At 55.5% G+C, this 25,960-nt stretch carries 26 protein-coding genes; 19 read left to right on the forward strand and 7 right to left on the reverse strand.

The features are described from left to right. Window positions 1-34: 34 nt before the first annotated feature. Window positions 35-1,030 carry a tRNA dihydrouridine(20/20a) synthase DusA gene (dusA, locus tag ACMWKA_RS19830; RefSeq protein WP_414760537.1) on the forward strand — a complete coding sequence of 332 codons (996 nt, stop codon included), beginning with the start codon at window positions 35-37 and terminating at the stop codon, window positions 1,028-1,030. A 136-nt stretch (window positions 1,031-1,166) separates the two neighbouring features. Next, the gene (gene pspG, locus ACMWKA_RS19835) at window positions 1,167-1,409 is read left to right on the forward strand and encodes an envelope stress response protein PspG (RefSeq protein ID WP_013095061.1); all 243 of its coding nucleotides are present in this window, start codon (window positions 1,167-1,169) and stop codon (window positions 1,407-1,409) included. A gap of 184 nt (window positions 1,410-1,593) precedes the next feature. Here the strand turns inward: pspG and ACMWKA_RS19840 are convergent, their stop codons facing one another. Further along, complete coding sequence (locus ACMWKA_RS19840) at window positions 1,594-2,577, reverse strand: quinone oxidoreductase (RefSeq protein WP_013095062.1); 984 nt, start codon at window positions 2,575-2,577, stop codon at window positions 1,594-1,596. Window positions 2,578-2,637: 60 nt separating this feature from the next. On the opposite strand from ACMWKA_RS19840, the gene dnaB reads away from it, so the two are divergent. The 6 genes from dnaB to ACMWKA_RS19870 all read left to right on the forward strand — a co-directional run bounded on the left by dnaB (window position 2,638) and on the right by ACMWKA_RS19870 (window position 8,281). Next, on the forward strand, window positions 2,638-4,050 hold the full coding sequence (dnaB, locus tag ACMWKA_RS19845) for a replicative DNA helicase (RefSeq protein WP_013095063.1): 1,413 nt from the start codon (window positions 2,638-2,640) through the stop codon (window positions 4,048-4,050). 16 nt (window positions 4,051-4,066) lie between these two features. Continuing rightward, window positions 4,067-5,146 carry an alanine racemase gene (gene alr, locus ACMWKA_RS19850; RefSeq protein WP_013095064.1) on the forward strand — a complete coding sequence of 360 codons (1,080 nt, stop codon included), beginning with the start codon at window positions 4,067-4,069 and terminating at the stop codon, window positions 5,144-5,146. A gap of 125 nt (window positions 5,147-5,271) precedes the next feature. Further along, window positions 5,272-6,465, forward strand: coding sequence for an aromatic amino acid transaminase (tyrB, locus tag ACMWKA_RS19855; RefSeq protein WP_038418465.1), 1,194 nt, complete (start codon window positions 5,272-5,274; stop codon window positions 6,463-6,465). 217 nt (window positions 6,466-6,682) lie between these two features. Beyond that, window positions 6,683-7,396: an acid phosphatase AphA gene (aphA, locus tag ACMWKA_RS19860; RefSeq protein WP_013095066.1), complete on the forward strand. Its 714-nt coding sequence runs from the start codon at window positions 6,683-6,685 to the stop codon at window positions 7,394-7,396. Between the two features lie 112 nt (window positions 7,397-7,508). Next, complete coding sequence (locus ACMWKA_RS19865; protein ID WP_022650227.1) at window positions 7,509-7,925, forward strand: secondary thiamine-phosphate synthase enzyme YjbQ; 417 nt, start codon at window positions 7,509-7,511, stop codon at window positions 7,923-7,925. A gap of 2 nt (window positions 7,926-7,927) precedes the next feature. Continuing rightward, entirely contained in the window at window positions 7,928-8,281 is a 354-nt protein-coding gene (locus ACMWKA_RS19870) for an MmcQ/YjbR family DNA-binding protein (protein WP_040023649.1), read from the forward strand. 3 nt (window positions 8,282-8,284) lie between these two features. Here the strand turns inward: ACMWKA_RS19870 and uvrA are convergent, their stop codons facing one another. Beyond that, on the reverse strand, window positions 8,285-11,107 hold the full coding sequence (uvrA, locus tag ACMWKA_RS19875; protein WP_013095069.1) for an excinuclease ABC subunit UvrA: 2,823 nt from the start codon (window positions 11,105-11,107) through the stop codon (window positions 8,285-8,287). A 251-nt stretch (window positions 11,108-11,358) separates the two neighbouring features. On the opposite strand from uvrA, the gene ssb1 reads away from it, so the two are divergent. Both ssb1 and ACMWKA_RS19885 read left to right on the forward strand, forming a co-directional pair. Further along, the gene (gene ssb1, locus ACMWKA_RS19880) at window positions 11,359-11,883 is read left to right on the forward strand and encodes a single-stranded DNA-binding protein SSB1 (RefSeq protein WP_003860284.1); all 525 of its coding nucleotides are present in this window, start codon (window positions 11,359-11,361) and stop codon (window positions 11,881-11,883) included. 100 nt (window positions 11,884-11,983) lie between these two features. Next, window positions 11,984-12,619: a hypothetical protein gene (locus tag ACMWKA_RS19885; protein WP_248032452.1), complete on the forward strand. Its 636-nt coding sequence runs from the start codon at window positions 11,984-11,986 to the stop codon at window positions 12,617-12,619. A gap of 61 nt (window positions 12,620-12,680) precedes the next feature. Here the strand turns inward: ACMWKA_RS19885 and ACMWKA_RS19890 are convergent, their stop codons facing one another. Continuing rightward, the gene (locus ACMWKA_RS19890; protein WP_008503385.1) at window positions 12,681-12,962 is read right to left on the reverse strand and encodes a YjcB family protein; all 282 of its coding nucleotides are present in this window, start codon (window positions 12,960-12,962) and stop codon (window positions 12,681-12,683) included. A 557-nt stretch (window positions 12,963-13,519) separates the two neighbouring features. Between ACMWKA_RS19890 and ACMWKA_RS19895 the strand changes: the two genes are divergently transcribed. Beyond that, on the forward strand, window positions 13,520-15,085 hold the full coding sequence (locus ACMWKA_RS19895) for an EAL domain-containing protein (RefSeq protein WP_023622182.1): 1,566 nt from the start codon (window positions 13,520-13,522) through the stop codon (window positions 15,083-15,085). Window positions 15,086-15,091: 6 nt separating this feature from the next. Here the strand turns inward: ACMWKA_RS19895 and soxS are convergent, their stop codons facing one another. Next, complete coding sequence (soxS, locus tag ACMWKA_RS19900) at window positions 15,092-15,418, reverse strand: superoxide response transcriptional regulator SoxS (RefSeq protein WP_013095071.1); 327 nt, start codon at window positions 15,416-15,418, stop codon at window positions 15,092-15,094. A 97-nt stretch (window positions 15,419-15,515) separates the two neighbouring features. Here soxS and soxR point away from each other — a divergent pair, with 97 nt between their 5' ends. From soxR to ACMWKA_RS19920, 4 genes are all read left to right on the forward strand, one after another. Next, complete coding sequence (soxR, locus tag ACMWKA_RS19905) at window positions 15,516-15,974, forward strand: redox-sensitive transcriptional activator SoxR (protein WP_013095072.1); 459 nt, start codon at window positions 15,516-15,518, stop codon at window positions 15,972-15,974. 312 nt (window positions 15,975-16,286) lie between these two features. Then, the gene (locus tag ACMWKA_RS19910; RefSeq protein ID WP_013095073.1) at window positions 16,287-16,958 is read left to right on the forward strand and encodes a glutathione S-transferase family protein; all 672 of its coding nucleotides are present in this window, start codon (window positions 16,287-16,289) and stop codon (window positions 16,956-16,958) included. Between the two features lie 298 nt (window positions 16,959-17,256). Further along, window positions 17,257-18,606: a guanine/hypoxanthine transporter GhxP gene (gene ghxP, locus ACMWKA_RS19915; protein ID WP_013095074.1), complete on the forward strand. Its 1,350-nt coding sequence runs from the start codon at window positions 17,257-17,259 to the stop codon at window positions 18,604-18,606. Window positions 18,607-18,756: 150 nt separating this feature from the next. Beyond that, window positions 18,757-20,403, forward strand: coding sequence for a Na+/H+ antiporter (locus ACMWKA_RS19920; protein ID WP_013095075.1), 1,647 nt, complete (start codon window positions 18,757-18,759; stop codon window positions 20,401-20,403). Between the two features lie 75 nt (window positions 20,404-20,478). Here ACMWKA_RS19920 and ACMWKA_RS19925 read toward each other — a convergent pair whose 3' ends face one another. Further along, a complete protein-coding gene (locus tag ACMWKA_RS19925; protein ID WP_414760538.1) occupies window positions 20,479-21,366 on the reverse strand; it encodes a LysR family transcriptional regulator in 888 nt (295 codons plus the stop codon). A 102-nt stretch (window positions 21,367-21,468) separates the two neighbouring features. On the opposite strand from ACMWKA_RS19925, the gene ACMWKA_RS19930 reads away from it, so the two are divergent. After that, the gene (locus ACMWKA_RS19930) at window positions 21,469-21,876 is read left to right on the forward strand and encodes a CidA/LrgA family protein (RefSeq protein WP_013095077.1); all 408 of its coding nucleotides are present in this window, start codon (window positions 21,469-21,471) and stop codon (window positions 21,874-21,876) included. Continuing rightward, window positions 21,873-22,562: an LrgB family protein gene (locus tag ACMWKA_RS19935; protein ID WP_013095078.1), complete on the forward strand. Its 690-nt coding sequence runs from the start codon at window positions 21,873-21,875 to the stop codon at window positions 22,560-22,562. The genes ACMWKA_RS19930 and ACMWKA_RS19935 overlap by 4 nt, the downstream gene beginning before the upstream one ends. Before the next feature lie 31 nt (window positions 22,563-22,593). Here the strand turns inward: ACMWKA_RS19935 and actP are convergent, their stop codons facing one another. Together actP and ACMWKA_RS19945 are read right to left on the reverse strand one after the other, a co-directional pair. Further along, window positions 22,594-24,243, reverse strand: a complete 1,650-nt coding sequence (gene actP, locus ACMWKA_RS19940; protein WP_013095079.1) for a cation/acetate symporter ActP — start codon at window positions 24,241-24,243, stop codon at window positions 22,594-22,596. Continuing rightward, a complete protein-coding gene (locus ACMWKA_RS19945) occupies window positions 24,240-24,554 on the reverse strand; it encodes a DUF485 domain-containing protein (RefSeq protein WP_013095080.1) in 315 nt (104 codons plus the stop codon). The genes actP and ACMWKA_RS19945 overlap by 4 nt, the downstream gene beginning before the upstream one ends. A gap of 96 nt (window positions 24,555-24,650) precedes the next feature. On the opposite strand from ACMWKA_RS19945, the gene ACMWKA_RS19950 reads away from it, so the two are divergent. Together ACMWKA_RS19950 and yjiA are read left to right on the forward strand one after the other, a co-directional pair. Continuing rightward, the gene (locus ACMWKA_RS19950) at window positions 24,651-24,854 is read left to right on the forward strand and encodes a YbdD/YjiX family protein (protein WP_003856610.1); all 204 of its coding nucleotides are present in this window, start codon (window positions 24,651-24,653) and stop codon (window positions 24,852-24,854) included. A 10-nt stretch (window positions 24,855-24,864) separates the two neighbouring features. Then, a complete protein-coding gene (gene yjiA, locus ACMWKA_RS19955) occupies window positions 24,865-25,818 on the forward strand; it encodes a GTPase (protein ID WP_414760539.1) in 954 nt (317 codons plus the stop codon). Window positions 25,819-25,960 lie beyond the last annotated feature (142 nt).

Consider the following 25,960-nt stretch of genomic DNA (forward strand, 5'->3'; position numbering starts at 1 on the left):
CGCCCCTTTTCCACCAGATGCTTAAAACTTCGCCATGTCGTCAGAACACCAGACTGCCTTTCCCGCACACCGTTTCTCCATTGCGCCTATGCTCGACTGGACGGACAGACACTGCCGCTATTTCCTGCGCCAGCTCTCCCGCCATACGCTGCTGTACACCGAAATGGTCACCACCGGTGCAATTATTCACGGTAAGGGCGACTATCTGGCGTACAGCGAAGAAGAGCATCCGGTTGCCCTGCAGCTGGGGGGCAGCGATCCGGCTGCGCTGGCGCACTGTGCGAAGCTGGCAGAAGAACGTGGCTACGACGAAATTAACCTTAACGTTGGCTGTCCGTCCGATCGCGTGCAAAACGGCATGTTCGGCGCCTGTCTGATGGGGAACGCACAGCTGGTAGCGGACTGCATCAAGGCGATGCGTGATGTGGTCTCCATTCCGGTGACGGTGAAGACCCGTATCGGTATTGATGAACAGGACAGCTACGAATTCTTGTGTGATTTCATCAATACGGTTGCCGGAAAGGGCGAGTGCGAGATGTTTATCATCCATGCGCGTAAAGCCTGGCTCTCTGGCCTTAGCCCGAAAGAGAACCGCGAAATTCCGCCGCTGGACTACCCGCGTGTGTATCAACTGAAGCGGGACTTCCCGCACCTGACCATGTCGATCAACGGTGGTATCAAGTCGCTCGACGAGGCCAAAACACATCTGGCGCATATGGATGGCGTGATGGTCGGTCGCGAGGCATATCAGAATCCGGGTATTCTGACGACGGTCGATCGCGAGATCTTCGGCGTTGAAGGCGCAGACACTGACCCGGTTGCCGTGGTGCGGGCCATGTATCCGTACATTGAACGTGAGCTGAGTAACGGCACTTACCTTGGCCATATCACGCGTCATATGCTTGGCCTGTTCCAGGGGATCCCGGGCGCACGCCAGTGGCGTCGCTATCTGAGCGAGAACGCGCATAAAGCTGGCGCGGATATCGAAGTGCTGGAACAGGCGCTACGCCTGGTTGCAGATAAACGATAAATCTCGCTAAAAATTCGTCAAATTCACCACGCCCCGCACAGCCTTGCGGGGCGTTTTGCTTTTATAACAACACGTTAGTGTTGGCATGGATCTTGTAATGGTTGCGATATCATTCGGGAACTCGTGGGAGAGAACCATGCTGGAACTGCTTTTTGTGATTGGCTTTTTTGTCATGCTGTTAGCCACCGGCGTGTCGCTGCTCGGCATTCTGGCAGCGCTTGTGGTGGCAACAGTGGTCATGTTTATTGGCGGATTATTTGCCCTGACGATCAAACTTCTGCCGTGGCTGCTGCTGGCCGTTGCGGTGGTGTGGGTTATACGGGCGATTAAATCACCAAAACTGCCCACTTATCAGCGTAATAACCGCTTTCGTTACTAAGGTATTGAGGGGTTCGTCACATACCTGCAACTTTTCCGGCGGCATTGCTTAGAACGGAATAGGATTTACTTATCGAATCTGTCACTATGGCTGCCGCTAAAGAATTCATCGAGCTGTACCCTACATACAGCCGAACTAAAAAAAGAAAGGGCTTCCTCAGGGAAGCCCAATTTCTTTTATGGGATCAGGGAATTAACAGACTTGACCCCTGCGTTGACCGGCTCTCCAGCACCTCATGCGCACGTTGCGCATCGCTTAGCGCGTACTTCTGCGCATCTGCCACATCCACTTTGATGACCCCGCTGGCAATCAGCGAGAACAGTTCGTTACTGGCTTCGAGCAACTCTTCGCGATTGGTGATGTAGCCCTGCAGGGATGGACGAGTGACATACAGCGAGCCTTTCTGATTCAGAATACCCAGATTCACACCGGTCACCGCGCCTGACGCGTTACCGAAGCTCACCATCAGACCGCGGCGCTGCAGGCAGTCCAGAGACGCTTCCCAGGTATCTTTCCCTACTGAGTCATATACCACGCGCACTTTCTTGCCGCCGGTTACCTCTTTTAAGCGTTCAACGATGCTCTCTTCCCGGTAGTTAATCACTTGCCAGGCGCCGGCCTGCAGCGCGCGCTGGGCTTTTTGCGCGCTCCCTACGGTGCCGATCAGTTTTGCGCCTAACGCTTTGGCCCACTGGCAGGCGATGAGTCCTACGCCGCCCGCAGCCGCATGGAACAGGAACTGCTCGTCGGGTTTGATTTCATAGGTTTTGCGCAGCAGATAATAGACCGTCAGCCCTTTCAGGAAGGAGGCCGCGGCCTGTTCAAACGAAATGGCATTGGGCAGGAGGGCAACTTTGTCAGCCGGAACGTTGTGTACGGAGCTGTAAGCGCCCAGCGCCGATTGCGCATACACCACGCGATCGCCTTCTTTAACATGCTTAACGGCGCTGCCCACTTTGCTGACCACGCCCGCCGCTTCGGTACCCAGACCGCTCGGCAGTGACGGCGGTGGATAAAGACCGCCGCGAATATAGGTGTCGATGTAGTTAATGCCGATGGCTTTATTTTCAACCTGCACTTCATTTTCGCCAGGCGCGGCGGGGGTAAACTCCACCGCGTTGAGTACGTCAGGGCCACCATGCTTGTGAAATTCAATACGTGTTGCCATGCTTCCTCCAGAATGTGGTAATCTTTCGACCCACTCTTTATCTCGGTAACTCCATTCACTATGGCAGGAAACAAACCCTTCAACAAACAGACTGAACCTCGTGAGCGTGATTTTCAGGTCGCCGGGTTAAAAGTCCCGCCGCACTCGATTGAAGCGGAACAGTCGGTGTTGGGCGGTTTAATGCTGGATAACGAGCGCTGGGACGACGTCGCCGAGCGCGTCGTGTCCGACGATTTCTACACCCGCCCGCACCGCCACATCTTCACCGAAATGGCGCGCCTGCAGGAGTCCGGTAGCCCGATTGACCTGATTACGCTCGCGGAATCGCTGGAGCGGCAGGGGCAACTGGACAGCGTTGGCGGTTTTGCTTATTTAGCAGAACTGTCGAAAAACACGCCAAGTGCAGCGAACATTAGCGCTTATGCGGACATCGTTCGCGAACGTGCCGTTGTTCGAGAGATGATCTCGGTCGCGAATGAAATCGCCGAAGCGGGCTTTGATCCGCAGGGTCGCACCAGCGAAGACCTGCTCGATCTCGCGGAATCCCGCGTCTTTAAAATCGCTGAAAGTCGCGCCAATAAAGACGAAGGCCCGAAAAACATCGCCGATGTGCTCGATGCCACCGTCGCCCGTATTGAACAGCTCTTCCAGCAGCCGCACGATGGCGTAACCGGAGTTAACACCGGCTATGACGATCTTAATAAGAAAACCGCAGGCCTGCAGCCGTCGGATTTGATTATCGTCGCCGCGCGTCCGTCGATGGGTAAAACCACCTTTGCGATGAACCTCGTCGAAAACGCGGCGATGTTGCAGGATAAGCCGGTCTTAATCTTCAGTCTGGAGATGCCATCAGAGCAGATCATGATGCGTTCTCTGGCGTCGCTTTCTCGTGTGGATCAGACCCGTATCCGTACCGGTCAGCTCGACGATGAGGACTGGGCGCGTATCTCCGGCACCATGGGGATCTTGCTGGAAAAACGTAACATCTATATCGATGACTCCTCCGGCCTGACGCCGACAGAAGTGCGCTCCCGTGCGCGCCGTATCGCCCGCGAGCATGGCGGTATTGGCCTTATCATGATCGACTACCTTCAGCTGATGCGCGTGCCGTCGCTCTCCGATAACCGTACGCTGGAGATTGCGGAAATTTCCCGCTCGCTCAAGGCATTAGCCAAAGAGCTGCATGTGCCGGTCGTGGCGCTCTCGCAGCTTAACCGCTCCCTGGAACAACGTGCCGACAAACGCCCGGTCAACTCCGACCTGCGTGAATCCGGCTCCATCGAGCAGGATGCCGACTTAATCATGTTCATCTACCGTGATGAGGTTTATCACGAGAACAGCGACCTGAAAGGGATCGCCGAAATTATTATCGGTAAACAACGTAACGGCCCTATCGGTACGGTACGTCTGACCTTTAACGGACAGTGGTCGCGTTTCGACAACTATGCCGGTCCTCAATATGATGATGAGTAATTTCTAAGGAAATCAAATGCAAGCGGCAACTGTTGTGATTAACCGCCGCGCTCTGCGACACAACCTGCAACGTCTGCGTGAACTGGCTCCTGCCAGTAAACTTGTTGCAGTCGTGAAAGCGAACGCTTACGGACACGGTCTTCTTGAGACCGCGCGAACGCTCCCCGATGCCGACGCCTTTGGCGTTGCCCGTCTTGAAGAAGCCCTCCGCCTGCGCGCGGGGGGGATCACCCAACCGATTTTGCTGCTCGAAGGCTTTTTTGAGGCTGCAGACCTGCCGACCATTGCAGACCAGCATCTGCACACGGCGGTACACAACGAAGAACAGCTTTCCGCCCTCGAAACCGCTGAGCTGAGCGAGCCAGTCACCGTCTGGATGAAGCTCGACACGGGCATGCACCGTCTGGGTGTACGTCCGGAACACGCGCAGGCGTTTTATCAGCGTCTGTGCCAGTGCAAAAATGTCCGCCAGCCGGTAAATATTGTCAGCCATTTTGCCCGGGCTGATGAGCCTGACTGCGGCGCTACTGAACAACAACTCGACATCTTTAACACCTTCTGCGAAGGCAAGCCGGGGATGCGCTCTATCGCGGCCTCCGGTGGCATTCTGCTGTGGCCGCAGTCGCACTTCGACTGGGCGCGTCCGGGGATTATTCTTTACGGCGTATCGCCGCTGGAGAACAGACCCTGGGGGCCGGACTTTGGCTTCCAGCCGGTGATGTCCCTGGTGTCTAAGCTGATTGCGGTGCGTGAGCACAAGGCGGGGGAACCGGTGGGTTACGGCGGCACCTGGACCAGCGCGCGTGACACCCGGCTGGGTGTGGTGGCGATGGGGTATGGCGACGGTTATCCACGTGCTGCGCCGTCCGGTACGCCGGTTCTGGTCAATGGCCGCGAAGTGAAGATTGTCGGTCGCGTGGCGATGGACATGATTTGCGTAGATCTCGGCCCCGATGCCCAGGATAAAGCGGGCGACGATGTGGTGATGTGGGGTGACGGTTTGCCCGTCGAACGCATCGCGGAAATCACGAAAGTGAGTGCTTACGAACTTATAACGCGCCTGACATCAAGGGTGGCGATGAAGTACATCGATTAAACTGCTGTGAACGCCGGGGGGCAGCGTTGCCTGACCCGGCATGGAACAGGTTAAACGCTCGATCTTCTGTCATATCCGGTTTATTGTTGAATTCCCTGCCTCATCGAATTCCGGAGAACCATCGCGTGTTTCAGAAAGTTGACGCCTACGCCGGCGACCCCATTCTCTCCTTAATGGAGCGTTTCAAAGAAGATCCTCGCAGCGACAAAGTGAATCTCAGCATTGGTCTGTATTACAACGAGGACGGCATTATCCCTCAGTTGAAAGCCGTTGCTGAAGCGGAAGCGCGTCTTAACGCCGCCCCGCACGGTGCTTCTCTTTATCTGCCGATGGAAGGGCTCAATACTTACCGTAACGCCATCGCGCCGCTGCTGTTTGGTGCCGATCACGCGGTGCTCGCACAAAAACGTGTGGCAACCATCCAGACCCTGGGCGGTTCAGGCGCGCTTAAAGTGGGTGCGGACTTCCTGAAAAAATACTTCCCGGATTCAGGGGTATGGGTCAGCGATCCCACCTGGGAAAACCACGTGGCGATTTTTGAGGGTGCTGGCTTTAAGGTGGCGACCTATCCATGGTTCGACAGCGAAACCAACGGCGTGCGCGTTGACGCGCTGCTGGAAAAACTAAATACCCTGCCAGAGCGCAGCATAGTGCTGCTGCACCCGTGCTGCCACAACCCGACCGGGGCAGATCTCACCAACGCCCAGTGGGATGCGGTGATTGAGGTGCTGAAAGCGCGCAACCTGATCCCCTTCCTCGACATCGCCTATCAGGGCTTTGGCGCAGGGATGGAAGAAGATGCCTATGCTATCCGTGCCGTGGCCAGCGCCGGTCTGCCTGTTCTGGTCAGCAACTCGTTTTCAAAAATCTTCTCCCTGTACGGCGAGCGCGTGGGTGGCCTCTCTGTGGTGTGCGAAGACGCCGAAGCGGCAGGTCGCGTACTGGGGCAACTGAAGGCGACCGTGCGCCGCATCTACTCCAGCCCGCCAAACTTTGGCGCGCAAGTGGTGGCGACCGTGCTGGGAGACGAACAGCTAAAAGCCAGCTGGCTTGCCGAAGTGGAATCCATGCGTAAACGCATTCTGTCGATGCGTCAGGAGCTGGTTAACGTGCTGAAAGAGGCCGTACCGGGGCATAACTTCGACTATCTGCTTAAACAGCGCGGGATGTTTAGCTACACCGGGCTGAGCGCCGCACAGGTTGAACGTCTGCGCGAAGAGTTCGGCGTCTACCTGATTGCCAGCGGACGTATGTGCGTGGCGGGTCTGAATGCCAGCAACGTTCATCGCGTGGCGCAGGCATTTGCTGCAGTAATGTAAGTACTTACTCACTCTCCCTCTCCCCGTGGGAGAGGGCCGGGATGAGGGCATCAGGCCGCACAAACAGGTTGCCCGGCATTCTGTGATCTTCTTCTTTTTATCCAACCTCATAAGCAAAAACTCCTTCCCTTCATCTCCCGCTGGGGTTATGGTCGGATAGATTTTTGACCAGTCGCTCAAATTAAAACGATAACAAACTGAATATTCAGGGGAAAATATGCGCAAGATCACACTGGCGCTCAGCGCCGCCTGCTTATTGTTCTCGCTTAACAGTACGGTCGTCGCGCGCGCTTCCGCACCGACGCCGCTTTACACCGGCACTACCGCCGCTATTCTGGCTGAACAAGCCCCCATTCACTGGGTCTCTGTAGCCCAGATTGAAAACAGCCTGATGGGCCGCCCGCCAATGGCCGTGGGCTTTGATATTGACGATACCGTTCTCTTCTCCAGCCCCGGGTTCTGGCGCGGTAAAAAAACATACTCACCGGACAGCGAAGCGTATCTGAAAAACCCGGAGTTCTGGGAAAAGATGAACAACGGCTGGGACGAATTCAGCATCCCGAAAGAGGTGGCCCGCGCGCTTATCGCCATGCATGTAAAACGCGGCGACAGCATTTACTTCGTTACCGGACGCAGTCAGACCAAAACGGAAACCGTCTCTAAAACCCTGCAGGATGATTTCCTTATCCCGGCGGCCAGCATGAACCCGGTGATTTTCGCAGGTGACAAACCGGGACAAAACACCAAAACCCAGTGGCTGGAGCAGAAACATATCAAGGTCTTCTACGGTGATTCAGACAACGATATCAGCGCCGCGCGTGATGTGGGAGCCAGAGGGATCAGGGTGTTACGCGCCTCAAACTCGACCTATCGCCCGCTGCCAATGGCCGGGAAGTTTGGCGAAGAGGTCATTGTGAACTCAGAGTATTAAACCGTTGGCGGCGAGTTTGGCTCTTTTTTAATCAAATCTCGTCGCTGCGGGTTTTACCTTTCGTCTTCTTGCTGCACACTTAGAAAGATTCACTTTCATAACGGAGCAGCACATGTGGTACCAACAAACCCTGACCTTAAGCGCTAAACCTCGCGGATTTCACCTGGTGACGGATGAAGTTATCGGGCAGATCCGCGATCTGTCGCGCGTCAAAACGGGTTTGCTGCATCTGCTGCTTCAGCACACGTCGGCCTCTCTCACGCTTAATGAAAATTGCGATCCCACCGTCCGGTCTGATATGGAGCGGCATTTTCTGAAAACCGTTCCGGACAACGCCCCCTACGAGCATGACTATGAGGGGGCTGACGACATGCCTTCGCATATCAAATCGTCTCTGCTGGGCGTATCGCTGATGCTGCCGGTACATAACGGGCGGCTTCTGCTGGGAACATGGCAAGGGATCTGGCTGGGAGAACATCGCATTCACGGTGGTTCGCGTAAAATTATCGCAACGCTACAAGGGGAATAAAGATGACAATTTCGGAGCTACTGCAGTACTGCATGAGTAAGCCAGGCGCGGAGCAGAGCGTTCACAGCGACTGGAAAGCCACGCAGATTAAAGTGGGAGATGTGTTGTTTGCGATGGTGAAAGAGGTGGAAGGCCGCCCGGCGGCGTCGCTGAAAACCAGCCCGGAGCTGGCGGAGCTATTACGTCAGCAGCACGACGATGTCCGGCCGAGCAAACATCTGAACAAAGCGCACTGGAGTACGGTCTATCTCGACGGTTCACTCCCGGGGTCGCAGCTTTACTACCTGGTGGACGCGTCTTATCAGCAGGCGGTTGAGCTGCTGCCGGAAGCGACCCGACAGCAACTCTCCGTATGACAATTACAGCAACGGTTTAAGGAAGCGCGCGGTGTGCGAGGCTTCGCACTCTGCAACGGTCTCTGGCGTACCGGAGACGAGGATTTCACCGCCGCCGCTGCCGCCTTCCGGGCCGAGATCGACAATCCAGTCCGCGGTTTTAATCACGTCCAGGTTGTGCTCAATGACCACAATGGTGTTGCCCTGATCGCGAAGCTGATGCAGAACGTCGAGCAATTGCTGGATATCTGCAAAGTGCAGACCGGTGGTCGGCTCATCGAGAATGTACAATGTCTGCCCGGTTCCGCGTTTGGATAGCTCACGCGCCAGCTTCACGCGCTGCGCTTCACCTCCAGAGAGCGTGGTCGCTGACTGCCCCAGACGAATGTAGGTCAGGCCTACGTCCATCAGCGTCTGCAGCTTACGCGCCAGCGCAGGCACGGCATCAAAGAACTCGCGCGCCTCTTCGATGGTCATATCCAGCACTTCGTGGATGGTCTTGCCTTTGTACTTAATCTCCAGCGTTTCACGGTTATAGCGTTTGCCTTTGCACTGGTCGCACGGCACGTAGATATCCGGCAGGAAGTGCATCTCAACCTTGATCACGCCGTCGCCCTGACAGGCTTCACAGCGGCCGCCGCGAACGTTAAAGCTGAAACGACCTGGCGTGTAGCCGCGCGAACGCGCTTCCGGTACACCGGCGAAGAGTTCACGGACGGGCGTGAAGACGCCGGTATAGGTCGCCGGGTTGGAGCGCGGCGTACGGCCAATCGGGCTTTGGTCGATGTCGATAACTTTATCGAAATGTTCCAGCCCCTGAATGTCGCGGTACGGTGCAGGTTCGGCCAGCGTCGCGCCGTTCAGCGCCGTCTGCGCAATCGGGAACAGCGTATCGTTGATCAGCGTCGACTTACCGGAACCGGATACGCCGGTGATACAGGTAAACAGCCCGACGGGCAGCGTCAGCGTCACGTCTTTCAGGTTGTTGCCGCGAGCGCCGGTGAGCTTCAGCACTTTTTCCGGGTTCGCCGCCACGCGCTGTTTCGGCACTTCAATTTTGCGCTTGCCGCTCATGTACTGGCCGGTTAACGACTCTGGCACCGCCATGATGTCTTTCAGAGTACCTTCCGCGACCACCTGGCCGCCGTGCACGCCCGCGCCCGGGCCGATGTCGATCACATGGTCGGCAGCACGGATCGCATCTTCGTCGTGCTCGACCACAATCACCGTGTTGCCGAGGTTACGCAGATGAATAAGCGTTCCGAGCAGACGCTCGTTGTCGCGCTGGTGCAGGCCGATGGACGGTTCGTCCAGGACATACATGACGCCCACCAGGCCCGCGCCAATCTGGCTGGCCAGACGGATACGCTGGGCTTCACCGCCGGACAGCGTCTCTGCGGAGCGGGAAAGCGTCAGGTAGTTCAGGCCGACGTTCACCAGGAATTTCAGACGGTCGCCGATCTCTTTCAGCACTTTTTCGGCAATCTTCGCACGCTGGCCGGAGAGCTTCAGGTTGTTGAAGAAGTCCATTGCGTGACCGATGCTCATGTCTGAGATGGTCGGCAACGCCGTGTTTTCGACAAACACGTGGCGAGCTTCGCGACGCAGACGCGTGCCCTCACAGGTGGCGCAGGAGCGGTTGCTGATAAACTTCGCCAGCTCCTCGCGCACCGCGCTGGATTCGGTCTCTTTGTAGCGGCGCTCCATGTTGTGCAGCACCCCTTCGAACGGGTGGCGACGCACGGAGGTATCGCCGCGATCGTTCATGTATTTGAACTCGATGTTCTCTTTACCGGAACCGAACAGGATCACTTTGTGCACGTTCGGGCTCAGGCTGGCCCACGGCGCCTCCACGTCGAACTTATAGTGCTCTGCCAGCGATTTAAGCATCTGGAAGTAGTAAAAGTTACGCTTATCCCAGCCACGGATCGCACCGCCAGCCAGCGACAGTTCCGGATTCTGGATCACGCGGTCCGGGTCAAAATACTGCTGTACGCCCAGGCCGTCACACGTCGGGCAGGCTCCCGCCGGGTTGTTAAAGGAGAACAGACGTGGCTCCAGCTCACGCATGCTGTAGCCGCAAATTGGGCAGGCAAAGTTGGCGGAGAAGAGCAGTTCTTCCGCGTTCGGGTCGTCCATATCGGAGACCACCGCCGTACCGCCAGAGAGTTCCAGCGCAGTTTCAAAGGATTCCGCCAGACGGGTCGCCAGATCGTCACGCACTTTAAAGCGGTCAATCACCACTTCGATGGTGTGTTTTTTCTGCAGCTCCAGCTTCGGGGGATCGGACAGGTCACACACCTCGCCGTCGATACGGGCGCGGATATACCCCTGGCTTGCCAGGTTTTCCAGCGTTTTGGTGTGCTCGCCCTTACGCTCTTTAATGATTGGGGCAAGCAGCATCAGGCGTTTGCCTTCTGGCTGCGACAGCACGTTATCCACCATCTGGCTCACGGTCTGCGCCGCCAACGGGACGTCGTGATCCGGGCAGCGCGGCTCACCTACGCGGGCATACAGCAGACGCAGGTAGTCATGAATTTCGGTAATGGTACCGACCGTTGAACGCGGGTTGTGGGAGGTGGACTTCTGCTCAATAGAGATAGCAGGCGAAAGCCCCTCGATATGGTCTACATCCGGTTTTTCCATCAATGACAGGAACTGGCGCGCATACGCAGAGAGTGATTCAACGTAACGGCGCTGTCCTTCGGCATACAGGGTGTCGAAAGCCAGTGAGGATTTGCCAGACCCCGAAAGCCCGGTCACGACGATGAGTTTGTCGCGAGGGATTATGAGGTTGATATTCTTGAGATTGTGGGTGCGGGCGCCCCGAACTTCGATCTTATCCATTCACCTTTCCCGGTTGGAACACGGATTGCCTGGTTTGTTTGAAGGACAAACGGCTGTCAGAAACGGCTAATTATGACACAATTTAACCTGTTTGAATATACAGTATTGGAATGCATTTTCTGATTAGCTGTGTAACAATGTCGAGTTCGCGAGAGATTTCTGAACCCGCCACGCAACTATGCAAATTGACGCGTGGAAATGGTACACTCGCGCGTTTACACTATTAAGAAACGTATTCAGGAGACACGAACATGGCCAGCAGAGGCGTAAACAAGGTGATTCTCGTCGGTAATCTGGGCCAGGACCCGGAAGTACGCTACATGCCGAGTGGTGGCGCGGTTGCCAACATTACGCTGGCTACTTCCGAATCCTGGCGTGACAAAGCGACCGGTGAGATGAAAGAGCAGACCGAATGGCACCGCGTTGTGCTGTTTGGCAAACTGGCAGAAGTGGCCGGTGAGTATCTGCGTAAAGGCTCTCAGGTTTATATTGAAGGCCAACTGCGTACCCGCAAATGGACCGATCAATCCGGTCAGGAAAAGTACACCACTGAAGTGGTGGTAAACGTTGGTGGCACCATGCAGATGCTGGGAGGCCGTCAGGGCGGCGGCGCACCAGCAGGTGGCGGCCAGCAGCAGGGCGGTTGGGGCCAGCCTCAGCAGCCACAGGGCGGCAACCAGTTCAGTGGCGGCGCGCAGTCTCGCCCGCAGCAGCAGTCCGCTCCGGCACCGTCTAACGAACCGCCAATGGACTTCGACGACGATATTCCGTTCTGATTGTCTTCAGCACTAAAGAAAGCCCTGCTGTTGCAGGGCTTCTTGTTTAATTATCATCACGTTATATTTGGTGCCTGACCCATCTCATCCGCGAGGAGCTATGCCACAACAACTCTTTGATCCCGCAGACGTTCAGAAGACATTCGCAATGCTTACAGTGGACAGCCATAATACGACGTTGCTGAATGAAATTTCCCTTCGTGCGTCAGTCGATGACGAGCTGAGTTTTGGCCCATTCCCTCCAGGCTATCATTTTGTCAGGGCGGAAAATCGTATTGCAAGTATTCCTAACGAGCATTTTGAACTGGCCCTGGTGAATGAAATCACCAGGGAGATTGTTTACTACAATCGCGTGATTTATCAGAAAGATGCTTTTTTGAACTACATGCCGGTTACGCAAATCCTGATATGGCGGTCACCTAAACCATCGCATCGTGGCGTGTTGCGCGATCTGCCCGGAAAAGTGTTTTCTCAGTATTTGCTGGAAAAATACAATGTCATCATCACAGACCGTCACCAGACACGTGATGGTATGAGTTTCTGGCAATCACGTCTGTATGATGCTATCGCCAGCGGCCATCATTTGTACGCCTATGACATGATTACCTGTGAAATGAGACCGATAATGAAAGACAGCGATATCGGCAATCAGGTTGATTGGCTATGGGGCGATGAGGAGCATCATCAGAACCGGCTGGCGATCATCAGTAAACTCCCGCTGCCTGCTGTGGACTGATGCCTTGAAAATAAAAAAGCCTCGTAAGAGAGGCTTTTAACATGCTGTTATGAAACGACCATCAGGTAATCACCATCGGCCAGTCTGGTGGCGTATGGCTCATTGCCTCAACCATCACTACTTTAATATTTTCCCAGACGGCGGCAATATCCAGCAGGGTGATACCAAGCAGACCCGTTGCAAACCAGCAAGCCGCGCCCAGTCCTAACAGCGTACTGATGACCGCAAGACCCGCGTAGTCAGATTTACGAAACTGAATGTTCAGCGTGCTGGCTAAAAACATCAGTACCGCACTCAACAAAGGCCAGCGCAGGAGAACCATGCTGGTCGTAATGGTTGCCATAAAACCCATCCTCTCCAAAACAGACGAACTGAATGAAACAGTGTTTCTCGTTACATGATATGTGTGAACTATATCACATTTGTTGATTTATTCGCCAGTGCCTGTGCGAGCAGATTGTGGATTTTATTACGCTAAAAAAGAGAGGCGGCAGGATGGGATTGCCTTCGACATCGGCGGATGCGAACCCACCACGTGCCGGGAGCAACCTCCTTCGAACGAGCGGAGGAGAGCAATGGCGTTCCCAGCGATGCCTTTTTATAAGTGAAGCGTTATTCTCTGCTGATCCTGGAAATAATGTGGTAATAGCCGAACGTTAATAAAACATTGATCAAAATACACCCGTTCAGGCTGGATAAATATTTTCCTTAATAGAAACGGAACGAATACTTTTAGTTTAACTTACGGGCAAATATTATCGTCATAACGAAATTTAAGATTTTTAATACTAAAAGTCAGTTGCTAACTTCGCATGATTCATGCAACGTAATCACCTGTTTATCAAAGCATCCGGCCTTCATTACTACAGGCGTACAACATGCAGGGATATAGGGCGGGAAATGAATCGTAGCGCGCGGCGCAAGATGCTCAGAGTGGTAGGGATCATCATGGTAGTTATGCTGCCGGTGATGCTTGCGCTATGGTTTGCCCAGCTAAGAGCAGTGTCGGAAACAAGCGCGCAGTTACGCACATTTGCTGAACTGGCTTTAGACAAAACTGAACTGGTTATTGAACAGGTTGATCTGGCCCGGGCCGAAGCGGAAAAATATCAGGGTAAAGTTTGTACGCCGTCACATCGGCAATATATGTTGAACGTGGTTCGCGGCCGTCTGTTCATCGCTGATTTAATTTATGCCGAAGGCCAGAATTTTCGTTGTTCATCCATTTTTACCCCGGATCGGCCCTATGCGATCTCCCCCGCTAATTACATCCGTAAACCCGATATCGCTATCTATTATTACCGTGATACGCCATTTTTCACTGGCTATAAAATGACATATATGCAGCGTGGGAATTATGTCGTGGTGGTTAATCCGCTCTCGTACAGTGAAGTGATGTCCACCGATCACTCTCTCTCATGGGGCGTGTACGATACGGTAACGAATGCCTTCTTTTCCGTCAGTCAGAAAGCCAACGTTTCTTTATTAAACTCGATGATTCGGGATAAGGACGTGGTATTTCAAAAAGATGACCGTTTTTATACGGTGGTAAAATCGGATAAACGTCCGATTGCCGCCATCGTTTCAACGTCGAATAAACGCTTCTATGAAACGCTCTACCATCAGGCGACGTTGACGCTGCCGCTGGGAATGATCTGTAGCATCATTATTTTGCTGGTCTGGTCGCGCACCCACCGTGAGCTGAACTCCCCAGGACGATTGCTGCATCGGGCGCTGAATAAACGTCAGCTTTGTGTCCATTATCAGCCAATCATCGATATCAAGAATAATCAGTGCGTGGGGGCGGAGGCGTTGTTGCGCTGGCCTGGTTTTAACGGGCCTGTCATGAGCCCGGCGGAATTCATCCCGCTGGCGGAAAAAGAGGGGATGAGTGAACGCATCACGGATTATGTTGTAGAAGAGGTCTTCAGCGATCTGGGCCATTTCCTGGCCGCGCATCCTGACCTCTATATTTCGATCAACCTGTCGGCGACGGATTTTCACTCTTCGCGGCTGATCGCCATGATTTCCGACAAGGCGCGGCACTATGCCGTGCGTGCGCAGCAGATCAAAATCGAAGTGACGGAGCGCGGATTTATTGATGTGCCGAAAACTACGCCGGTTATCCAGGCTTTTCGTCAGGCGGGTTATGAAGTGGCAATCGACGATTTTGGTACAGGTTACTCGAACCTGCATAATCTCTACTCGCTGAATGTCGATATTCTGAAAATCGACAAATCCTTTATCGACACCCTAACCACCAACAGCACCAGCCATCTTATCGCCGAGCATATTATCGAGATGGCGCAGAGCCTGCGGCTCAAAACCATTGCGGAAGGGGTAGAAACTGCCGAGCAGGTAAGCTGGTTGTTGAAGCGCGGCGTACAGTTCTGTCAGGGATGGCACTTCGCGAAAGCGATGCCGCCCCAGGAGTTTATGACCTGGCAGCAGCAACCTTTGCACTGATAAACCTTAATTCAACTGGTGACGGTAATCGCTTGGCGTGCGGTCAAACTCGCGCCGAAACACGCGGGAAAAGGTTTGTTGCGACACATACCCCAGATCCATCGCGATATCAAAAATAGGCCGCTGCGTAGAGCGTAACGCCTGCGCCGCCAGCAGTAACCTGCGCTGACGAATGTACTCACCCAGCGTCTGGTGCATTACGGTCCGGAACATTCTCTGTAAATACCATTTCGAATAGCCCGACTTTTTCGCGACCACATCAATGTTCAACGGTTGGTCGATATGTTCATCAATCCATTCAATAAGTGTCTGAATAATTTGCTGATGCGACATAAGGTTGCCCTCTGTAGATACAACTTTCCTGGTTGATTCGTCGTTTTCTCTGTGGGGGAGTATAATTCCTCAAGTTAACTTGAGGTAAAGAGGTTTTATGGAAAAGAGATTGCCGAGAATAAAAGCGCTTTTGACCCCGGGTGAAGTGGCTAAGCGAAGCGGTGTGGCAGTATCGGCGCTCCACTTCTATGAAAGTAAAGGGTTAATCAAAAGCATCCGTAACGCCGGAAACCAGCGGCGCTACACCCGTGACGTGCTTCGCTACGTGGCGATTATTAAAATTGCGCAACGAATCGGAATTCCCCTGGCCACCATCGGTGAGGCGTTCGGCGTGTTACCGGAAGGCCACACGCTGAGCCCGAAAGAGTGGAAAGAGCTGTCATCCCAGTGGCGAGAGGAGCTGGACCGGCGTATTCATACGCTGGTGGCGCTGCGTGACGAACTGGACGGGTGCATCGGTTGCGGCTGTTTGTCGCGCAGCGATTGCCCGTTACGCAACCCCGGTGACAAACTGGGCGAACAGGGGACGGGGGCGCGGCTGCTGGAAGAAGATTGAGATCTGTTTGCCGGGTGGCGGCTGCGCCATCCAGCAAAAAGCATAATAAAGAACTAAAGCGCCACATAAGGGCGCTTTAGTTTTTTCCGGTCTTTGTCTTTCTCTCTATCCCGCTGGCTCACGGGAGGGTTTCCCCCGACATCAGCACCCCTCATGTCGAGCTGGTTGAGGAGGTTCCGGTTTGTGCTGACACTTTAATTCTATGTAAGGGCCGCTTTTTCGCCAGTCACCGGGGCCGCTTTTTTGGCGAATATTTTTCGCGGTGTTGTTCAATTTTCTATAGTTAAAAAGTATGAATAACAGGAGACCTCTATGCTCACGGTACATCACCTTAACCAGTCGCGCTCACACCGCGTGATCTGGGCTCTGGAAGAACTTTCTCTGCCCTATGAGATTGTTCACTACCAGCGCGAAAAAACGATGCTGGCTCCCGAGTCCCTTAAACGCGTGCATCCGTTGGGCAAGTCACCGGTCATTGAAGACAACGGGCTGATCCTTGCTGAATCCGGTGCCATTCTGGAATATCTGCAGGAAACCTACGACGCAGAATCGCAGCTTAAGCCGCTGGATCCTGCCCACAAGGTGCAATACCGCTTCTGGCTACACTATGCAGAAGGTTCTCTTATGCCGCTGCTGTTAATGAAGCTGGTATTTAGCAGCCTCGGTAAACCGCCCGTGCCGTTTGGAATACGCACGCTGGGGAAAGCGCTGGGTCAGGGCGTGCAAAAAGCCTATCTCAATCCCCAGCTCGAAACCCACGCGCGTTTTATTGAATCTCACCTGGCTGAAAATAGCTGGTTTGCCGGAGAGACTCTCAGCATGGCCGATATTCAGATGAGTTTCCCGATTTTTGCCCTGCTGGCACGCGGCGGTGTCGAGGATCTTCCGCACACCCATGCCTGGAAGAAAAAGGTCGAAAATCGTCCTGCCTGGCAGAGAACCCTGGAACAAGGTGGGCCGTTAACGATCCCTGGCGAGGCGTAATTTGGAACCCCATTGCGCATAAACGATAACGTTTGCGCATCCTCTGCTTATTTCTTCATCGTCATAAGGGAAATTTAGCGAAAAACGAGAAAGTTCAGTTGAAAAGGGCGGTGATTAGGCTGGATAATCGTTTGCCTAAATTTGACCACCCGTTTTGTAAGCGCGGAGCTAAACGTTTGCTTTTTTTGTGACGCCCCTTTTCGTCGCAAACGCAGCACAAGGATTTGACGTTTTGCTGGCAGTGGAGTCTCCACCACGCTTACGGACTTTCTATAAAAACTCTCAGGGGATGTTTTCTATGTCTACGCCATCCGCGCGTACCGGCGGTTCACTTGACGCCATCTTTAAAATTTCTGCTCGCGGCAGCACCGTGCGCCAGGAAATCGTTGCCGGTCTGACAACGTTTCTGGCAATGGTGTACTCCGTCATCGTTGTGCCGGGCATGCTCGGTAAAGCAGGCTTCCCACCGGCAGCGGTCTTTGTTGCAACCTGTCTTGTCGCCGGTGTCGGCTCCATCGTAATGGGGCTGTGGGCGAATCTGCCGATGGCGATTGGCTGTGCCATTTCCTTGACCGCCTTCACCGCGTTTAGCCTGGTGCTGGGCCAACACATCAGCGTACCGGTTGCCCTGGGCGCCGTCTTCCTGATGGGCGTGCTGTTCACCATTATCTCGGCAACCGGCATTCGTAGCTGGATTTTGCGCAACCTGCCGCACGGCGTGGCGCACGGCACCGGTATCGGTATCGGGCTGTTCCTGCTGCTGATTGCCGCCAACGGCGTGGGGCTGGTCATTAAGAACCCGCTGGACGGTCTGCCGGTGGCGCTGGGTCATTTCGCCAGCTTCCCGGTGATCATGTCCCTGATTGGCCTGGCGGTGATTATTGGTCTGGAAAAACTGAAAGTCCCAGGCGGCATTCTGCTGACCATTATCGGTGTGTCCATTGTTGGCCTGATTTTCGATCCGACCGTGCATTTCTCCGGTATTTTTGCCATGCCGTCACTGAGCGATGACAACGGTAACTCCCTGATTGGCAGCCTGGATATTGTCGGCGCGCTGAACCCGGTGATCCTGCCAAGCGTGCTGGCGCTGGTGATGACGGCGGTGTTTGATGCCACCGGTACCATCCGTGCGGTGGCCGGTCAGGCGAACCTGCTGGATAAAGATGGTCAGATTATCGACGGTGGCAAAGCGCTGACCACCGACTCCCTGAGCAGCGTCTTCTCGGGTCTGGTGGGGGCTTCTCCGGCTGCGGTCTATATTGAGTCCGCTGCGGGCACCGCGGCAGGCGGTAAAACTGGCCTGACCGCCATTACCGTTGGTGTGCTGTTCCTGCTGATCCTGTTCCTCTCTCCGCTCTCTTATCTGGTGCCAGCCTACGCTACGGCTCCGGCACTGATGTACGTCGGCCTGCTGATGCTGAGCAACGTGGCGAAAATTGACTTTGCGGACTTTGTGGACGCGATGTCAGGCCTGATCACTGCGGTATTTATCGTGCTGACCTGTAACATCGTGACCGGCATCATGATCGGCTTCGCGTCGCTGGTGATTGGTCGCCTGGTCTCCGGTGAGTGGCGCAAGCTGAACATCGGCACCGTGGTTATCGCCGTTGCGCTGGTGGTGTTCTACGCGGGCGGCTGGGCAATCTAAATTGTCCTTTGATGCGAAAACGGGTGGCTCAGGCCGCCCGTTTTTATTTTCAGGACTCATCCCGTTGCCTTTTGCGTTACTCTGGGGAAGATAGAATAAAAGGCACGACGCCTTCCGTAGTACATAAGTAACACAGCAAACAGGGAACGCATGGAAATCTTTTTCACAATACTCATCATGACCCTTGTGGTCTCATTATCCGGGGTGGTTACACGCGTACTGCCCTTTCAGGTCCCCCTGCCATTAATGCAAATTGCCATCGGCGCGCTGCTGGCGTGGCCGACGTTTGGCCTGCACGTTGAGTTCGACCCGGAACTGTTCCTCGTGCTGTTTATCCCGCCACTGCTGTTTGCCGATGGCTGGAAAACACCCACGCGCGAGTTTCTGGAACATGGGCGCGAGATCTTCGGTCTGGCACTGGCGCTGGTCGTCGTGACCGTGGTCGGGATTGGTTTCCTGATCTATTGGGTGGTTCCGGGGATCCCGTTAATCCCCGCTTTTGCGCTGGCCGCAGTCCTGTCGCCAACCGATGCCGTGGCGCTGTCCGGCATTGTGGGTGAAGGGCGGATTCCGAAGAAAATCATGGGCATCTTACAGGGAGAGGCGCTGATGAACGACGCCTCCGGTCTGGTTGCCCTGAAGTTCGCCGTGGCCGTCGCAATGGGAACGATGATCTTTACCGTGGGTGGCGCGACCCTGGAATTCTTCAAGGTTGCTATTGGCGGTATCCTGGCGGGCTTCGTGGTGAGCTGGCTGTATGGCCGCTCGCTGCGCTTCCTCAGCCGCTGGGGCGGTGATGAACCCGCAACGCAGATCGTACTGCTGTTCCTGCTGCCGTTTGCCTCCTATCTGATTGCCGAACACATTGGCGTGTCGGGCATTCTGGCAGCGGTAGCGGCAGGGATGACCATCACCCGCTCCGGCGTAATGCGCCGCGCGCCGCTGGCCATGCGTCTGCGTGCAAACAGCACCTGGGCAATGCTGGAATTTGTCTTTAACGGCATGGTCTTCCTGCTGTTGGGTCTGCAGCTGCCGGGCATTATGGAATCCTCTCTGGTGGCGGCGGAGGCCGATCCGAACGTTGAAGTCTGGATGCTCTTTACCGACATCGTGCTGATCTACATGGCGCTGATGCTGGTGCGCTTCGGCTGGCTGTGGACGATGAAAAACTTCAGCGTGCGCTTCCTGAAGAAAAAGCCGATGGAGTTTGGTTCGTGGACCACGCGTGAGCTGCTGATTGCCTCCTTTGCGGGGGTACGCGGGGCGATTACCCTGGCCGGTGTGCTCTCCATTCCGTTGCTGTTGCCGACGGGCGATGTCTTCCCGGCGCGTTATGAACTGGTCTTCCTGGCGGCGGGCGTGATCCTGTTCTCACTGTTTGTCGGTGTGATTATGCTGCCGATTTTGCTGCAGCATATCGACGCCGGGGACGCCACGCAGCAGCATAAAGAGGAGCGGATTGCCCGCGCTGCCACTGCCGAAGTGGCGATTGTCGCTATTCAGAAAATGGAAGAGCGCCTGGCCGCCGATGCCGAAGAGAACATCGACAATCAGCTGCTGACGGAGGTGAGCTCACGCGTGATTGGTAATCTGCGTCGCCGGGCTGACGGCCGTAACGATGTGGAAAGCTCGCTGCAGGAGGAGAACCTGGAGCGCCGGTTCCGTCTGGCGGCGCTGCGCTCCGAGCGTGCCGAGCTGTATCACCTGCGCGCCACGCGGCAGATCAGCAACGAGACGCTGCAAAAGCTGCTGCACGATCTGGATCTGCTGGAAGCGTTGTTGATAGAGAATCAGTAACGCTGTTTTTGCCCGGTGGCGCTGCGCTTACCGGGCCTACGTGCGCGATCGGTTCCCTCTCCCTGTGGGAGAGGGTTAGGGTGAGGGCACCCAAAATCCCTCACAACATTGCAGCCACGCCTGCGCGCTGTGCGACAGATACACCCCTTCTCGCCAAATCATCCCCAGCTGCCAGTGCAAATCGCTTTCGAGTGGGATCCAGCGCAGCGTGTTTTTATCCAGACGCTCGCAAATCGGCTGCGGCAGAATGGCAATCCCCACGCCTGCCTGCACCATCGCTGCCAGGAAATCCCACTGGCCGCTGCGCACCGCAATGCGCGGCTTCACGCTATGTTGATTAAACAGCGTCATCAGCTGGCGGCTGAGGGCGAAATCTTCGTTGTAGATCAGCAGAGGGTATTCACCGAGCAGTTCAGGTTTCACTGAATCTCGCTTCAGCCAGTCGCCGGAGCGGGGAACCAGCACGCACAGCGGATGGCTAAAGAGCGTAAGCGTCGCCAGACCGCTCTCTTCCTCAACGGGGAGGGCTGTCATGGCGACGTCCAGCTCGCCGTTGGTTACGGCCTGCTGGACGGTTAATCCACCAAACTCCGAAATTTTGAGTTCAACGCCGGGGTAACGCTGGCGAAACAGGCTAATCGGCCCGGCCATCATCATCCCGACCATCGGCGGAATACCAAGGCGCAGCACCCCTTTGGTCAGGTGGTTAATATCGTCAAGCTCCGCTTCCAACTGACGAAACTCGGCCAGGATCGCCAGGCCACGTTCAAACACCACGCGCCCGGTATCGGTAAGCAACAGCTTGCGTCCGTCGCGGATCAGCAGGGTACAGTTGAGTTCATCTTCGAGGTTTTTCAGCATTTTGCTGATGGTGGGTTGGGTAACAAATAACTTCTCCGCTGCGCGGGTAAAACTCTGCTGGCGAACCACTTCGACAAAATAGCGCAGCGTTCTTATGTCCATGATTATTCCTCGAAACTATACCTTCGATGATTTTAATTCATTTCAGTCCATACCGTGCGCTCACTATACTGGCGCCTCGTCTCATTTTTGAGGAAAACCCCCATGGCCGTGGCGTTAAGCCGTGTTACGCCTGCCGTTGTGCAACGACTCCAGGTACCGGTTCAGGTACTGCTCTACGCGGGACTGTTTGTTTTTGCGGAATATCTTGTCGGCTGGCTGCATCTGCCGCTGCCTGCCAACCTGGTGGGGATGGTGTTGATGCTGACGCTCATTCTCTGCCGCGTTATCCCCCTTAGCTGGGTGCGTGCCGGCGCGCGCTGGCTGCTGGCAGAGATGTTGCTGTTCTTTGTTCCTGCCGTGGTGGCGGTGGTGAACTATGCGCAACTGCTGATGGTGGACGGCTGGCGGATCTTCGCGGTCATCGCCCTGAGCACGCTGATGGTGCTGGGCGCCACCGCCTGGGTGGTGGACAAGGTTTATCGCTTCGAGATCCGCAGGCAAAAAACATGACTAACTTCCAGATAAGCGTGCTGTGCCTGATTGCCACGCTGGTTATCTACTTTGCCAACAAACGCCTGTATCGTCGCTTTCACGCGCTGCCGCTGATGCCGCTGGTCTTCACGCCGATCCTGCTGGTGCTGATGCTGGTTTTTGGCCATATCTCCTGGCAAAACTACATTGGCGAATCCCACTGGTTGCTGTGGCTACTGGGGCCGGCCACCATCGCCTTTGCGGTGCCGGTGTACGACAACCTGAATATCATTAAACGTCACTGGATGTCGCTCAGCGCGGGGGTGATTACCGCCACGGTGGTGGCGGTCTGTAGCTCCGTCTGGCTGGCGCGGCTGTTTACGCTGCCCGATGAAATTCAGCGTAGCCTGGCCGTGCGCTCGGTAACGACGCCATTTGCGCTGGCAGCCGCTAAACCGCTCGGCGGACAGCCGGATCTGGTGGCGCTGTTCGTGGTTGTCACCGGTGTCTTCGGTATGGCGGTAGGCGATATGCTGTTTCTGCGGCTTTCTATCCGTGAAGGGTTGGCAAAAGGGGCGGGATTTGGCGCAGCGTCACACGGCGCGGGAACGGCACGCTCTTATGAGTTGGGTCAGCAGGAGGGGGTTGTAGCAAGCCTGGTGATGATGCTCTCCGGCGTGTTGATGGTGCTGATTGCGCCGCTGGTGGCATGGGTGATGTTCTGAACTCCCCGGCCCGAAGGCCGGGGATCAAGACTCAGTGTGCGCGGCCTTGTTCCACGCCCAGGCCGGTTTGTGAGCGGATAAACTGGGCGCGGAATTTCTCACGCTCCAGGTTCCCCTCCGGCGAGTTGTCGGTTGCAGAAAAGATCCAGATACCGATAAACGCCACGGCGATTGAAAACAGCGCCGGGTACTCATACGGGAAGAGCGCCTTTTCGTGACCGAGGATCTGCACCCAAATCGTCGGGCCGAGGATCATCAGAATCACCGCAGTCAGCAGCCCCAGCCAGCCGCCTACCATTGCGCCACGGGTGGTCAGTTTAGACCAGTACATGGAGAGCAGGATGATAGGGAAGTTACAGCTCGCCGCAATTGAGAAGGCCAGCCCCACCATGAAGGCAATGTTCTGCTTCTCGAAGAGGATCCCCAGCAGGATCGCCACCACACCCAGAATCAGTACGGTGATTTTGGAGACTTTGAGCTCTTCACGCTCGGTTGCGCCTTTGCGGAACACGTTCGCGTACAGGTCATGCGACACCGCAGATGCTCCGGCAAGCGTAAGCCCGGCCACCACGGCAAGGATGGTGGCAAAGGCCACGGCTGAGATAAAGCCGAGGAACAGATTGCCGCCTACCGCATCCGCCAGATGCACTGCCGCCATGTTGTTCCCGCCAATCAGCGCGCCCGCCGCGTCTTTAAATGCCGGGTTCGCTCCCACCAGCATGATGGCGCCAAAACCGATGATAAAGGTCAGTATGTAGAAGTAACCCATAAACCCGGTGGCGTAGAAGACGCTCTTGCGCGCTTCGCGGGCATCGCTCACGGTGAAGAAACGCATCAGGATATGTGGCAAGCCTGCGGTACCAAACATCAGACCCAGACCGAGTGAAAGCGCGGATATCGGGTCTTTCACCAGCCCGCCCGGGCTCATGATCGCTTCCCCTTTCGGGTGGACCGCCATCGCTTCGGTAAACAGGTTGTTGAAGCTAAAGCCGACGTGTTTCATCACCATAAAGGCCATGAAGCTCGCACCGAACAGCAGCAGAACCGCTTTGATAATTTGCACCCAGGTGGTTGCCAGCATGCCGCCAAACAGGACGTACATCACCATCAGCACACCCACCAGCACCACCGCGACGTGGTAGTTCAGGCCGAACAGAAGTTCGATGAGTTTGCCTGCGCCAACCATCTGGGCGATCAGATACAGCGCCACCACCACCAGCGAACCGCAGGCGGAGAGAATACGAATCGGACCCTGCTTCAGGCGATACGAAGCCACATCAGCAAAGGTGAAACGCCCCAGGTTGCGCAAGCGTTCGGCGATCAGGAACAGAATGATCGGCCAGCCCACCAGGAAGCCGAGAGAGTAGATCAGACCATCGTAGCCGGAGGTGTACACCAGCGCGGAGATCCCAAGGAAAGACGCGGCAGACATAAAGTCGCCCGCAATCGCCAGCCCGTTCTGGAAACCGGTAATATTACCGCCCGCAGTGTAGTAATCATTACGGGAACGGACGCGTTTCGACGCCCACCAGGTGATATACAGCGTCAGCACCACGAAAATCAGGAACATGATAATCGCCTGCCAGTTGGTTGGCTGGCGCTGAACCTCGCCGGTAATGGCATCTGCGGCGTGTGCCGCAAAGGGAAGTGTGGCGGCAAGCGCCGTCAGGACTCTCTTCATGATGCTTTTACCTCACGCAGTACCGCTTTATTAAGACGATCGAATTCGCCGTTCGCGCGCCAGACGTAGACGCCGGTCAGCACAAACGAAATCACAATCACGCCAATGCCAATCGGAATGCCCCGTGTGACGCTGGTGCCCTCATGCAGCGGCGTACCCAGCCAGTGTGGGGCAAAGGCGATAAGCAGAATAAAGCCGACGTAGATAATCAGCATGATGATGGAAAGTAAGAAGGCAAACCGTTGCCGTTTATCAACGAGCTCCCTGTAGTGCGCACTATTCTCTATCTGCTGACAAATATCGTTATTCATCACAGAGTTCTCCAGAAGTAAGGTTGGTTTGTTTTATCCCCTCTCCCCTATGGGGAGAGGGTTAGGGTGAGGGTCTTTTCCTGTCTGGAATCCACAATGTTTGGTAACTTAGGCGAAGCAAAAAAATACCTCGGTCAGGCAGCGAAAATGCTGATTGGCATTCCGGACTATGACAACTATGTTGAGCATATGAAAACCAACCACCCGGATAAGCCCTACATGACCTACACTGAATTCTTCCGCGAGCGTCAGGAAGCGCGCTACGGCGGAAGTGGAGAAGGCGGCGTCCGCTGCTGCTAAAGGAGAGACCATGACCCCGATTGCCGTCACCCTGTTGACCGGTTTCCTCGGCGCCGGTAAAACCACCCTGCTGCGCCACATTCTCAACGCGCAGCACGGTTTCAAAATCGCCGTGATCGAAAACGAGTTCGGCGAAGTCTCCGTTGACGACCAGCTGATTGGCGATCGCGCCACGCAGATCAAAACCCTGACCAACGGCTGCATCTGCTGTACCCGCTCTAACGAACTGGAAGATGCCCTGCTGGACCTGCTCGACAGCCGCGATCGTGGGGACATCCACTTTGACCGCCTGGTGATTGAATGCACCGGCATGGCCGACCCCGGCCCGATTATTCAGACCTTTTTCTCACATGACATCCTTTGCCAGCGCTACCTGCTGGACGGCGTGATTGCCCTGGTCGACGCGGTTCACGCCGACGATCAGATGAACCAGTTCACCATCGCCCAGTCTCAGGTGGGCTACGCCGACCGCATCCTGCTGACCAAAACCGACGTGGCGGGCGAGAGCGTTAAACTGCGCGAGCGCCTGGCACGCATCAACGCCCGCGCACCGGTATACACCGTGACGCACGGCGATATCGACCTGTCTCAACTGTTCAACACCAACGGTTTTATGCTGGAAGAGCATGTCACCTCAAAACCGCGTTTTCACTTTATGGCGGATAAGCAGAACGACGTAGCGTCGATTGTGGTGGAGCTGGATTACCCGGTAGACATCAGCGAGGTCTCCCGCGTGATGGAGAACCTGCTCCTGTCGTTTGCCGATAAACTGCTGCGCTACAAAGGCATGCTGTGGATCAACGGCGAACCAAACCGCCTGCTGTTCCAGGGCGTACAGCGGCTGTACAGCGCGGACTGGGACAGACCCTGGGGCGACGAGACACCGCGCAGCGTGATGGTATTTATCGGTATCCAGCTGCCGGAAGAGGAAATTCGGGCGGCGTTTGCGGGGCTGAAGAGATAACCGCCCGGCATCCCCTCTCCCTTTGGGCTGAGGGATCCCCATAAAATAATGCCTGCACAGACGGCCCCCTCTCCCTTTGGGAGAGGGCTGGGGTGAGGGGGAACATACGGCTGTGGAGGTCATTCCGTTCACTTTATGTTCC

Source organism: Enterobacter sp. 03-F-07-AD-ECC (assembly GCF_047530935.1).
GTDB classification, from domain to species: Bacteria; Pseudomonadota; Gammaproteobacteria; order Enterobacterales; family Enterobacteriaceae; genus Enterobacter; species Enterobacter cloacae.

What these genes read in the sequence shown, in the direction of transcription:
- dusA (WP_414760537.1), top strand. Translation starts at nt 35, where the DNA reads ATGTCGTCAGAACACCAGACTGCCTTTCCCGCACACCGTTTCTCCATT.
- pspG (WP_013095061.1), top strand. Translation starts at nt 1,167, where the DNA reads ATGCTGGAACTGCTTTTTGTGATTGGCTTTTTTGTCATGCTGTTAGCC.
- ACMWKA_RS19840 (WP_013095062.1), bottom strand. Translation starts at nt 2,577, where the DNA reads ATGGCAACACGTATTGAATTTCACAAGCATGGTGGCCCTGACGTACTC.
- dnaB (WP_013095063.1), top strand. Translation starts at nt 2,638, where the DNA reads ATGGCAGGAAACAAACCCTTCAACAAACAGACTGAACCTCGTGAGCGT.
- alr (WP_013095064.1), top strand. Translation starts at nt 4,067, where the DNA reads ATGCAAGCGGCAACTGTTGTGATTAACCGCCGCGCTCTGCGACACAAC.
- aphA (WP_013095066.1), top strand. Translation starts at nt 6,683, where the DNA reads ATGCGCAAGATCACACTGGCGCTCAGCGCCGCCTGCTTATTGTTCTCG.
- ACMWKA_RS19865 (WP_022650227.1), top strand. Translation starts at nt 7,509, where the DNA reads ATGTGGTACCAACAAACCCTGACCTTAAGCGCTAAACCTCGCGGATTT.
- ACMWKA_RS19870 (WP_040023649.1), top strand. Translation starts at nt 7,928, where the DNA reads ATGACAATTTCGGAGCTACTGCAGTACTGCATGAGTAAGCCAGGCGCG.
- uvrA (WP_013095069.1), bottom strand. Translation starts at nt 11,107, where the DNA reads ATGGATAAGATCGAAGTTCGGGGCGCCCGCACCCACAATCTCAAGAAT.
- ssb1 (WP_003860284.1), top strand. Translation starts at nt 11,359, where the DNA reads ATGGCCAGCAGAGGCGTAAACAAGGTGATTCTCGTCGGTAATCTGGGC.
- ACMWKA_RS19885 (WP_248032452.1), top strand. Translation starts at nt 11,984, where the DNA reads ATGCCACAACAACTCTTTGATCCCGCAGACGTTCAGAAGACATTCGCA.
- ACMWKA_RS19890 (WP_008503385.1), bottom strand. Translation starts at nt 12,962, where the DNA reads ATGGCAACCATTACGACCAGCATGGTTCTCCTGCGCTGGCCTTTGTTG.
- ACMWKA_RS19895 (WP_023622182.1), top strand. Translation starts at nt 13,520, where the DNA reads ATGAATCGTAGCGCGCGGCGCAAGATGCTCAGAGTGGTAGGGATCATC.
- soxS (WP_013095071.1), bottom strand. Translation starts at nt 15,418, where the DNA reads ATGTCGCATCAGCAAATTATTCAGACACTTATTGAATGGATTGATGAA.
- soxR (WP_013095072.1), top strand. Translation starts at nt 15,516, where the DNA reads ATGGAAAAGAGATTGCCGAGAATAAAAGCGCTTTTGACCCCGGGTGAA.
- ACMWKA_RS19910 (WP_013095073.1), top strand. Translation starts at nt 16,287, where the DNA reads ATGCTCACGGTACATCACCTTAACCAGTCGCGCTCACACCGCGTGATC.
- ghxP (WP_013095074.1), top strand. Translation starts at nt 17,257, where the DNA reads ATGTCTACGCCATCCGCGCGTACCGGCGGTTCACTTGACGCCATCTTT.
- ACMWKA_RS19920 (WP_013095075.1), top strand. Translation starts at nt 18,757, where the DNA reads ATGGAAATCTTTTTCACAATACTCATCATGACCCTTGTGGTCTCATTA.
- ACMWKA_RS19925 (WP_414760538.1), bottom strand. Translation starts at nt 21,366, where the DNA reads ATGGACATAAGAACGCTGCGCTATTTTGTCGAAGTGGTTCGCCAGCAG.
- ACMWKA_RS19930 (WP_013095077.1), top strand. Translation starts at nt 21,469, where the DNA reads ATGGCCGTGGCGTTAAGCCGTGTTACGCCTGCCGTTGTGCAACGACTC.
- ACMWKA_RS19935 (WP_013095078.1), top strand. Translation starts at nt 21,873, where the DNA reads ATGACTAACTTCCAGATAAGCGTGCTGTGCCTGATTGCCACGCTGGTT.
- actP (WP_013095079.1), bottom strand. Translation starts at nt 24,243, where the DNA reads ATGAAGAGAGTCCTGACGGCGCTTGCCGCCACACTTCCCTTTGCGGCA.
- ACMWKA_RS19945 (WP_013095080.1), bottom strand. Translation starts at nt 24,554, where the DNA reads ATGAATAACGATATTTGTCAGCAGATAGAGAATAGTGCGCACTACAGG.
- ACMWKA_RS19950 (WP_003856610.1), top strand. Translation starts at nt 24,651, where the DNA reads ATGTTTGGTAACTTAGGCGAAGCAAAAAAATACCTCGGTCAGGCAGCG.
- yjiA (WP_414760539.1), top strand. Translation starts at nt 24,865, where the DNA reads ATGACCCCGATTGCCGTCACCCTGTTGACCGGTTTCCTCGGCGCCGGT.